This window comes from Dokdonella sp., from assembly GCF_051958935.1.
GTDB lineage: Bacteria > Pseudomonadota > Gammaproteobacteria > Xanthomonadales > Rhodanobacteraceae > Dokdonella_A.
In genome coordinates, this window is record NZ_JBQCFP010000166.1 from 1 (window position 1) to 7,850 (window position 7,850).

A 7,850-nucleotide genomic window follows, 5' to 3' on the forward strand; every position below is an offset into this window, starting at 1 on the left:
TGATCGAGGGCGGCGTGAGCGACGCCGGCATACCGTACATCGCGATGGAACTCGTCGACGGTGCGCCGATCACGCGCGCCGCGGACGCGCGCGCGATCGGCTTGCGCCAGCGCCTGCAGTGGTTCACGTCGCTGTGCCGAACGATCGAGGCCGCGCACGCGGCGCTCGTCGTGCATCGCGACATCAAGCCGTCGAACATCCTCGTCACGCACGACGATCGCATCAAGGTGCTCGATTTCGGCATCGCCAAGCTGCTCGACGAGGACTCGCCGGTCGCAACACGCACGCTCGCGTTGACACCCGAGTACGCCGCACCCGAGCAGTTCGGGCGCAAACCCATCACCGCGGCGACCGACGTATACGCGCTCGGCATGGTGCTCGGCGAACTGCTCGTCGGCGAACGCCTGCCGCCGCACCGGCGCGCGAGCAGCGTCGCCGCGGCGGACCGGCGGTTCGCAGTGCCGCGGGGCATGCCGGCGCCGCACGCGCTCGGGCGCCTTCTCGAGGGCGATCTCGACGCGATCCTGGACATGGCCACCGCGCACGACGCACGCGGCCGCTATGCGACGGCCGCTGCGTTCGCCGACGACGTCGAGCGCTATCTCGCCGGCGAGCCCGTGCATGCGCGCCCCCTCACGCGCCGGTATCGCGCGGGAAAGTTCGTCGGTCGCCACCGCGCGGCGCTCGGCCTCGTGAGCTTCGTTGTCGTGGGTGCGATCGCCGCGTTCGTCGCCATCCTCTGGCAGGCCGATCGTGCGCGCGAGCAGGCCGTGCGTGCGGAGGAACAGGCAAGGCGGGCGGAGACGGTGAGGGACCTGCTCGTGTCGGTGTTCAACGCCGGCGGCGCCGATCTCCCGCGCGACCACCGCCCCGGCGTCGAGGACATCGTCGCGGAAGCGACCGGCAGGCTCATGCGCGATACGTCGCTGCCGCAGGCCGTGCGCGCCGACCTGCTGTTGACCCTCGCGCGCGTCGCGCGCAGCGTCGGATCCTACGATCGCTCGATCGCATTGCTCGATCTCGCCGATCGCGCGATCGACGCGACCTACGGTGCGCAATCGGACCAGCGGCTCGAAGCGATGGTGCTGCGTGCGGACGCGGAGCTCGCCCAGGCCCACTATGCCGCCGCCCAGGCGATCCTCGATCCGGTCGCGACGAGGCTCGATGCGTCCACCCGACCGTTCGCCGTCGACGGCTTGATCGCGCTCGGCAGCGCGCACATCCGCCAGGGACGTGGCGACGCGGGGCTCGCACTGCTGCAACGCGCGGTGGCGATCGCGGACGCTGGCGTGCTCGCGCCCGAAGTGCGGCTGCGCGCGATGATCCAGCGCGCCACGGCGCTCGTCGACCTGCAGAAATTCGCGCTTGGGCTCGCCGAAGCCGAAGCCGCCGTCGCGGATTGGCACGCGGCGGGAACGCCGCCGAGCCAGTCGATCATCGAGCTTTACTCGACGATGGCGCTCGCGGCGGAAGGCACGGGCGACATCCCGCGCGCGGAGCACGCGTACCTGGAGGCGATCCAGCTCGGCAATCGATTCTTCGACAAGCCCAACCCGGCGACGGCATGGACGGTCGGCATGTACGGTTCATTCCTGGCCGCGCAGGGGCGCCTCGACGAAGCCGAACCATACCTCGTTCGCGGCCTCGAGCTGCGCCGCTCCGTGTTCGGTACCGCCGACCCTCGCACGCTGAACGCGATAGCGGCGATCGGCAAGATGCACGCGGCGCGGCGCCATTTCGATGAAGCCGCGCGCTGGTATACGCAGGCGGTCGACCAGTGCACGCTCGCGCAGGTCCAGGACGTCGTCTGCTCGCGCGTACTCGCGTTCCGTGCGCGCGCGCTCGCGCAGGGGAAGGAATTCGACGCCGCCGAACGCGACATCGCGGCGGCGCTGGAGCAGCAGAAGCGCCGAAGTGGCGACACCTCGCCGGCCTACGCGTTCCTGCTCGAGAACAAGGTCGCGATCGACATGACGCGCAAGGACTGGCAGTCGGCGCTCGATACGGCCGAGCGCATCTTCGTCATCAATGCGAACACCGGAGGCGGCATGATCCAGTCGGCGCTGACCGTGCACTTCCATCACGCGCGCGCCTTGTTCGAACTCGGCCGCATCGAGCCGGCATTGCGCGAACTCGAGGAATTCGAGCCGCAGTACGCACGCCTGTTTCCGAACGGGGTATCGCGCTTCGACATGCTCGCGTTGCGCGCTCGGGCGCTCGGCAGGTCCGGTCGAGCCGCCGATGCGCGCGAGGCCGCGCGCCAGGCGCTCGCGCTCAAGGCGCCGCCGAACGGCTACAACCCGACGGTGCTGGAGGAATTGCGTGCGCTCGCGAACGAATCCTGAAGCGCGACCCATGCGGGGCGCTGTGGCACGATGGGCGCCGCGATGACGCACGCCCGGGCAGAATCATTCGCCGTGAACGATCAGACGACATCCGTCGACCCCGTTTTCCTCGAGCTGTACGAGCGGCTGAAATCGCTTGCCGGCCGCCAGCGCGCGCGCGGCGCCAGTCCCACGCTGTGCACGACCGAACTCGTGCACGAGGTGTACCTGCGCCTGGGTGAATCCGGCTTCCGCTTCCAGGACCCGGCGCGCTTCTTCGCCTACGCCGCGCGTGCGATGCGTTCCATCCTTGCGGACGCGGCGCGGCGCCGGCGCCAGACCAAGCGTGGCGGGGACCTCGCGCGCCTCGCGCTCGACGATCCGGCGGTCGACGCAGTGCACGTCGACCCGGCGTTGGCACTGCAGCTCGACGACGCCCTCACGGCGCTGGAGAAGGAAGACGAGCGCGCGGCCAAGCTGGTCGAGCTGCACTACTTCGCCGGTGTCGAACTCAAACAGGCGGCCGAGATCCTCGGCATCTCCGCGCGCACGGCCGATCGCGACTGGCGCTACGCGCGCGCGTTCCTCGCGAGCCGGGCGACCTGAGTACGCCGCGACGCGGGCGGTGGCGCGGCTCACGGCGCGGCGTCGAAGCCGTTCGCGAACAGCGCGTCGTCCTCGTCCCAGACCGGGCCGCCGTCGGTCACGCGCATGCCTTGGACCGAGGCGCGCAGCGGCACCGCCGGTCCCGAGCCGATACGCACGCTGCCGCCCGTCGACGCCATGCCCTTCGCGAGCACGACCGTCGCGGAGCCGCGCTGCGGATGCGTGAGCACGAGTGACCAGTGGTCGCCGTGGTCCTGGAGGTCCGCCGTCATCGATGCTTCGCCCGCGTCGTAGCCCGTGACCACGTTGAGGAAGTAGCTTTCCGCCGTGCCGACCGAATCGAGTTCGACGCGGAACTGCCCGGCCTGCTCGTCGCCCGGCTGGTCCTCGTCGACGACGCGCACGTTCGTATCGCCGTGGCCAAACGGCGCAGCCGGCAACAACGTCAGGAGTTCGCTGCGCTGGTTGCCGACGCTCGCCACCATGCGCTCGTCGCCGACCGCGGTCGGCGCCGTCTCGAAGTGCATGACGAACGTACGTCGCACGTGCGCGGCGTCCTCGCGCGGACCGTCCTCGAGCCACGCATCGGTCCCATAGTAGGGACGCAGGGAGTCCGACGACGCACGCATGCGGTCGAGGATCACGAGCGCCTGCAGCGGACGCACGAATAGGAACTCGCGCACCACCGCGTCCGCGTACGGCCAGTCCACGCGCGTGTCGAGGCCGTTGCGGTAGGCGTCGCCGAGATCGACCGCGACGTATGCGAACGCCGCTTCGTGCTGCAGGCGAACCACGGAAGGCAGCCCGCGCGGCTGGTCGCTATCGGTCGGATGCGGGACGGGTCCCGTGTCGCCGATCCATTGGCCGGTCGAACGTCCTTCGAACAACAGCGCATTGTGCGCGACCGGGTCGTCGGTGAGGGTCGTGCCCTGGCCCCGGAATCCCGTGAGCGTATCGAAATAGCCGGTGCTCTCGCGCGTGATCCAGCGACCGTCGCGCCAGAGCTGGAAACTCGCGCCGTCCATGTGCCGGTGCGCGATGCCGCCGGGCGTGCCGAGCTGGAGGTGCACCTGGGTCGCGTCGTCCGCATGGCTCGTGCGTGCGTCGAGCACCATCGCGCCCGCGGCGTAGTAGTCGAGCGGCACGCCGGCGAAGTCGCCGCTGTCGGCCGTGGCCGCGAGCGCGTCGAACATCCAGCGCCGGCCCGCATCGGATCGGGCGCGCCAGGCGCGCGCGTGGCGCGCATTGCCCGAGAGCGGCGCGCGCGTGCCGAAGTAGGTCGCGAAGTCGCCGAGGTAGGAGCGCAGGTTGATCGCACCGCCGTCGCGGAAGTGCTCGTCGTCGTTGAACGGGAAGAACGAATACGCATTCGACGCGGCGCCGGTGATCGAGGAAGGGCCGGGCGTGCTGCCGTAGAGCAGGGCGTAGATCGCTTCGGTGTAGTAAGGGGTGCGTGCGTACGGGTCGAAGCCGAAGTCGGCCGCGCTCGCGAATGCGAGCAATGGATAGGACAGGCTCACCACGCCGTAGTCGTCGCCTTCGGGGAACACGCCGCCCTTGCCGAAGTCCGCATACCAGCGTTGGAACTGCACGCCCATGCGCGTATCGAGCGCTTCGTCGATGAATTCCTGCGCGCGCGGATTCTCGCCATGGCTCGCCAGTCCCCACAGCAGCAGGTTGCGCGTGCGGCCGGCCCAGTAGTTGTTCGCTTCCTTGCCTTCGTTGCCGAGCGTGTCGGCGAGTTCGCGATCCATGTAGCCGTTCCAGCGCGCGACGAGCGTGGCGACGTCCTGCGCGGTGAGCTGGTCGTGGCACCAGTCGTACATGAGGAGCAGGTCCTCGCCTTCGCCACGGATCTCGTCGCGGAACGCGCCGGGGCCGGTGCTGCCCTGCCAGTCGCGCACGGTGTGCGCCGCGGCCGCGCAGTCGGCAGTGTCGTTCGCGAGCAGGCCTCGCAGCGCCTTGCCGGCCGCGTCGCCGTCGCCGGGAGTGAACGGATGCGCGGCGTAGTAGTCGCGCGCCTGCTGCAGGCGCGCCGCGTTGCCGTACCAGATGCGCGGGTGCGTGGTCGGCACGTCGATGCTCGCGCACGACGCGGGTGGCGGCAGCAGCGACGAGGCGAGCAGGGCGATGCATGCAGCGGGGGACAGTAACCAGGGACGGCCGATCTTCGGCGCCATAGGCATCTCGCGGTGCGCGCGTCGATCGCACGCTTCAGCGGACATAACGAGGTTGCGCGGCCCGATCCGCCAGACCATGTCCGCATGGCGTGGGAGGTGGTGCCCTTGCCGGCACCACCCCGTGCAACGATGGATCAGAACTTCACGGTCACGCGGTCCCAGTAGTAGCGACCCATGAGGTCGAAGTCGCTCGGGTCGGTGTTCGCGTTCAACGTGTTGTTCGCGTACAGGAACGGCGGCTGCTTGTCGCCGACGTTGTTGACGCCGATGTCGACGCGCGTGTTGAGCGCCTCGAGGTTGTAGCCGAACTGCAGGTCGTGGTACGTGGTCGCGCCGAAGTCGGCGAACTGGCCGTCCAGTTCGCGACCCCACGGGTGCGTGTCCTGCGACGGCGATGCCGAGCCCATGCGGAAGCCGTGGATGTAGCGCATCGACCACGACGCGTCGAACGGTCCCATGTGCCAGCCGACCGTACCCTGTGCACGCCAGCGTGGGAACAGGCACACCGCGCCGTTCGCGCCTGCGCACGCGGCGGCCTGCGCCGAACCGTTGCCGAGGAAATGGCCCGCGTAGTGGTACACGGTGTTCGCGTCGCCGAGGCCGGGTGCGCCCTGCAGGTCGTACTTCTTCAGGTACGTCGCATTGATGCCGACGTTGAAGCGACCGAATGCGAACTCGGGCAGGCGGCAGTTCGCTGCGATGTCGACGCCGCCGACGTCGACGCGACCGAGGTTGCCGGTCGGTTCGACGATCGTCTGGATCTGGCCCTGGCTGTCGCCGCTCTGGAAGCGGCGGATGAGCGGGCAGAAGTCCAGTTGTCCGGCCGCGCACAGGTCGAGCACCTGCTGTGCGCCCACGCTCGTGATGTTCTCGTTGAGGTAGAGGCGCCAGAGGTCTGCGCTGAGCGAGAGGCCTTCGAGCCAGTGCGGATCGTAGACGACCCCGAAGTCGAACGAGGTGCCCTTCTCGGGGCCGATCGGGAAGCCCGCGTACGCGGAGCCCGACGCGATCGCGTTCAACTGCGAGTTCTCGCGCACGTTCTGGTTGACGAAGCTGCCGTCGGTGGGCACGCCCACGCAGACGGGATTGCCGGCCGTGGTGGCGTGATCGCACGGATCGTGCGACAGGCGCGGCGCATCGCTGAACGCGCCGCTGAAGATGTCGCCGATGCGAGGCGCGCGGAACACCTTCGAGGTCGTGCCGCGCAGCAGGTCCTCGATCGGGCGCCATTCGAGCGCGAACTTCGTGTTGTTCGTGCTGCCGAACGTGCTGTACTTGGACCAGCGGTCGCCGACCGTGAGGTTCAGTGCGTGCACGAACGGGATGTCCTTGAGGATCGGCACGAACAGTTCGGCACGTGGCCGCCGAGGTGTCGCCAGGTCGTCGTCGACGCCTGCAACAGCAGCCAATCCGCGGCACCGACGCCGATCAGCGTCGTCTTCGCGCCGGCTTCGAGGCAGGCGAGGCGTCCGCCCTCGACGACGCTGCCGTCGTCGAGGCGCACGGCGCCGTCGAGCACGAGCAGCACCGACAGCGGACTGGCGGTGCCGGCGACGAGCGATGCGGGCCCGTGCCCGCTCGTCAGCGACACGGTGCCGTGGCGCGGGCATTCGAACAAGACGACATCGCGTGCGTGCGCGACCGCGCGTTTCAATTGGAACTCCACGTCCATTGCTCCCGTCATGCCTTCGGGGCACCTGCTCGGAGTCGGAACGCAGTTCCATCGCCGCGCACGCCATCGATCCGTCGGCGCGCGTCGGTCGTGTCGCGGCGTGGCGCGTGTCGAGGCGATTTCGCGTTGATCCGTCGTCGATGACCATCACGCCCGCGCGGACTCGTGCTCGCGTGGCCCGCCCCTCGCATCCAGGAGTCCAGCGACATGCACGTAGAACGCAATCAGGTTCGACCGAGGTCCGTCGCTGCGCTCGGCCACGCGGCGATCCTTCTGCTGGCATTCCACGCGAGCGCGGGCGCCGTCGAGTTCGCCGGCATCGGCGTCGGCGCGATCCCCGACGGCCACGGCGGCAGCGGTGGCGATCCGGTATGCGACGCGACGACGCTCGGCCCGCCGCTCGTCGTGCAGTTCGACGTGCGCGACCTCGTCGACGTCGTGCGCAGCGTTGGCGTACGCATCGCGTTCGCACCCACACACACCTGGGTCGGCGACCTGCACGTGCGCCTCGCCGCGCCCGGCGGCAGCCCGGCCGCGCCCCTGTTCGGCGACACCGGCGCGGGCGCGGCAGGCGATGACGGCAGTGATGCGCAGGGCGCGTACGCGTTCGGCGACGAGAGTACGACCGACTGGTGGTCGACCGCCTCCGCGACGCCGGACGAGGCCGTGATCGCGGCGGGCTACTACCGCGCGACCGCGGACGGCACCGGCGAACCGGTATCGCTCGATGCCGCGTTCGCCGCGCTCGCGCCGCAGCAGGCGAACGGCACATGGACGCTCACGATCGCCGACGACTGTGCGCAGGACACCGGCGGCGTCGCCGCCGCGTCGCTCGTGATCAACGCCACGCTGCCGGTCGAACTGCAGGCGTTCGTCGTGGATTGATCGCGGCCATTCGAATGCCGTCGCGTCCGCACTGGCGAATGGTCGGCTCCAATCGCGTTCTTCCGGGCAGGCGATCGGCCTGCGAAGGAGAGTGGCGATGTTCGATTCGAGGACCTGCGAGGGTGCGCGGCGCCGGGTGCCCGCGTTGCGCGTGCTCGCGGCCGCACTGACGACTGCGCTCGG

At 69.8% G+C, this 7,850-nt stretch carries 6 protein-coding genes; 3 read left to right on the top strand and 3 right to left on the bottom strand.

Annotation, left to right across the window (positions count from 1 at the left end; all coding sequences use genetic code 11):
• The coding region (locus ACTHK2_RS15710; protein WP_440246662.1) for a protein kinase domain-containing protein at positions 1-2,345 on the top strand (2,345 nt) is incomplete at its 5' end.
• A gap of 72 nt (positions 2,346-2,417) precedes the next feature.
• On the top strand, positions 2,418-2,930 hold the full coding sequence (locus tag ACTHK2_RS15715) for an ECF-type sigma factor (protein ID WP_440246663.1): 513 nt from the start codon (positions 2,418-2,420) through the stop codon (positions 2,928-2,930).
• Between the two features lie 29 nt (positions 2,931-2,959).
• Here the strand turns inward: ACTHK2_RS15715 and ACTHK2_RS15720 are convergent, their stop codons facing one another.
• The 3 genes from ACTHK2_RS15720 to ACTHK2_RS15730 form a co-directional block, all read right to left on the bottom strand.
• A complete protein-coding gene (locus ACTHK2_RS15720) occupies positions 2,960-5,110 on the bottom strand; it encodes a hypothetical protein (RefSeq protein WP_440246664.1) in 2,151 nt (716 codons plus the stop codon).
• 134 nt (positions 5,111-5,244) lie between these two features.
• Positions 5,245-6,453 carry a TonB-dependent receptor domain-containing protein gene (locus ACTHK2_RS15725; protein WP_440246665.1) on the bottom strand — a complete coding sequence of 403 codons (1,209 nt, stop codon included), beginning with the start codon at positions 6,451-6,453 and terminating at the stop codon, positions 5,245-5,247.
• Positions 6,414-6,794: a hypothetical protein gene (locus ACTHK2_RS15730; RefSeq protein ID WP_440246666.1), complete on the bottom strand. Its 381-nt coding sequence runs from the start codon at positions 6,792-6,794 to the stop codon at positions 6,414-6,416. The genes ACTHK2_RS15725 and ACTHK2_RS15730 overlap by 40 nt, the downstream gene beginning before the upstream one ends.
• A 195-nt stretch (positions 6,795-6,989) precedes the next feature.
• Here ACTHK2_RS15730 and ACTHK2_RS15735 point away from each other — a divergent pair, with 195 nt between their 5' ends.
• Complete coding sequence (locus tag ACTHK2_RS15735) at positions 6,990-7,667, top strand: hypothetical protein (RefSeq protein ID WP_440246667.1); 678 nt, start codon at positions 6,990-6,992, stop codon at positions 7,665-7,667.
• Positions 7,668-7,850 lie beyond the last annotated feature (183 nt).